Origin of the sequence: Microvirga massiliensis (assembly GCF_001006805.1) — a bacterium.
In the GTDB taxonomy this organism is placed as follows: Bacteria; Pseudomonadota; Alphaproteobacteria; order Rhizobiales; family Beijerinckiaceae; genus Microvirga; species Microvirga massiliensis.
This window is the reverse complement of the sequence record NZ_LN811362.1, coordinates 109,379-111,586: the sequence shown is the minus strand read 5'-3', so window position 1 is coordinate 111,586 and position 2,208 is coordinate 109,379. Positions and strand designations below refer to the sequence as shown.

The 2,208-nt window shown below is 62.0% G+C and carries 2 protein-coding genes and 1 pseudogene; 1 reads left to right on the top strand and 2 read right to left on the bottom strand.

Going from position 1 to position 2,208, the window contains the following annotated elements; all coding sequences use genetic code 11:
• The first annotated feature begins 87 nt into the window (after positions 1-87).
• Positions 88-1,216: pseudogene (locus BN1233_RS31465) on the top strand (IS3 family transposase).
• A gap of 434 nt (positions 1,217-1,650) precedes the next feature.
• Here BN1233_RS31465 and BN1233_RS31460 read toward each other — a convergent pair.
• Both BN1233_RS31460 and BN1233_RS49250 read right to left on the bottom strand, forming a co-directional pair.
• Entirely contained in the window at positions 1,651-1,953 is a 303-nt protein-coding gene (locus tag BN1233_RS31460; RefSeq protein ID WP_147707658.1) for a hypothetical protein, read from the bottom strand.
• Positions 1,954-1,980: 27 nt separating this feature from the next.
• Positions 1,981-2,208 (bottom strand): hypothetical protein (locus BN1233_RS49250; RefSeq protein WP_046867611.1); only part of this gene is annotated, 228 nt, incomplete at its 5' end.

Below are 2,208 nucleotides of genomic sequence, written 5' to 3'. Positions count from 1 at the left end.
AGAGAGCTGGCCTGACGAATCTGCACAACGAGATAAGTGGAGTTTCTGCCTAAAGGCGGCCGGAAGGGCTGCCGAACAGGAGAGACGATGAGCAAAAGACCCCGCCGCAACCCCTCACCGGCGTTCAAGGCGAAGGTGGCTTTGGCTGCTATCCGAGGCGACAAGACGCTGGTCGAGTTAGCCCAGCAGTTCGATGTTCACCCCAATCAGATCACGGCGTGGAAGGGCCAGCTGCTCGATGGCGCTGCCGACGTGTTCGGCACCGACAAGGCGCAAGATACTACGCCTGCTGTCGACGTGAAGACGTTGCACGCCAAGATCGGCGAGCTGATGCTCGAGAATGATTTTTTGTCCTCTGCGCTCGGCAAGGCCAGACTGTTGCCGAGCGCAAAGCGATGATCGATCGGACACACGCCTTGCCGGTGTCCACGCAGGCCAGGCTCCTCGGCATCAGCCGCGGCAGCGTCTACTATCAGTCGCGGCCGACGTCCGCTGCCGATCTTGCTCTCATGCGGCGGATTGAAGAGTTGCATCTGGCTTATCCGTTTGCCGGCAGTCGTATGCTGCGCGATCTGCTCGCCCGCGAAAGCATCCGGGTCGGCCGGCTGCATGTCACGACCTTGATGAAGACGATGGGGATCGAGGCACTCTACCGGCGGCCGCGCACGACGAAGCCGGCGCTGGGGCACAAGGTCTATCCGTATCTGCTGCGCGATCTCGTCGTCGATCGGCCGAACCAAGTGTGGGCGATGGAACTGACCTTTATCCCAATGGCGCGCGGCTTTGTGTATCTCGTTGCCGTCGTCGACTGGTACAGCCGGCGCGTGCTCAGCTGGCGGCTGTCGATCACCCTGGAGGCCGCCTTCTGTGTCGAAGCCTTGGATGAGGCGCTTGCCAGGTCCGGAAAACCGGAGATCGTCAATACTGATCAAGGCAGCCAGTTCACCAGCGCGGCCTTCACCAAGGTGCTGATCCAGAACGGGATCGCCATCAGCATGGATGGCAGAGGCGCCTGGCGCGACAACATCTTCGTCGAGCGGCTGTGGCGGACGGTCAAGTACGAGGAGGTCTACCTGCACGCCTACGACAGCGTCGCCGACGCACGGACCTCGATTGCCTGTACCTGAGCTTCTACAATGCTCGGAGGCCGCACTCGAGCCTTGACCGCCCCCCCGATCAGGCCTACTTCAAAGAGCCGCGCCGCGCCGCGGCATGAACCCGCAGAGGCTCCACTTAACCAGCGCGTTTCGCTGTTCAGACAAACCGAGCCACCTCAGCTCCAGTCGAACTGGTAGGCCTCGCCCGGCGCAAAACTCAGGGGCACGAAGACGTCGGTGACGCGCAATTGCCGTGCCGATGACTACGCGCTCCTGAAAACGCGCAGTGTGTACCTATGCTTGGGCCCGCTCTCGGCAGCGCAACCAAGTATCCAACGAGCAGCCTTGAGGATGATACCGGGACTGTCCTGCCGCTGTGTTGATCCTGTCGTGGCGGAGGGCTGGTCGATGAGCGGGAATCACACTTATCGCTAGCGTGGAAATGCGCTTCTCGCTACCTGAGCGGCGCAGACGGTCGCATGACCATCGTGGAATCGTGAAGTGGATCGCAACACTCTCATGAGATTGCCCCGCCACCATTCGCGAGAGGGCGTCACGCGATAATCACGGTTTCCCTCCCCGGCGGAAGATCCCCGACGAAGACTCCGACATCGCGGAACCGGGCAACTCCCGGCCTGGCCGGATCGAGCAGCAGGCCGGGCGCGCCAAACCGGAAGAAGACCTCCGTCGCGGCAAAGGCCTCCGCGGTGCTGCCCTCCGCCAGCGGCTGCCGCGGGAAAAACAGGCCGCTCCGCGTCTCGAGACACTCGCCATCGCCCACATGGTCCGGTTCATCATTGCCGATCTGACGGAGCCAAGCTGCATCCCACATGAACTGGCAACGCTGGTTCCCCACACGGTTGTCCCCGTGCAGCCAATCCTTCTACAGGGCCAGCCCGAGTACGCGATGTCCGACGACCTGCACTGGCGGCATCACTGGGTTCTCCAGCCCCACTGCTACGACACTCTTGATCGCCTGCTTACCAATCTCGGGCAGTCGGTAATTGGTCCCGCCAAGGACAAGGCTGAGGAGCTTCGGAAAGGACTCAATGTTCGGGGTCTGCGAGAGACGAAGCCGGTGGTTCCGTAAAGCGCCTTCCGCGAACCTCAT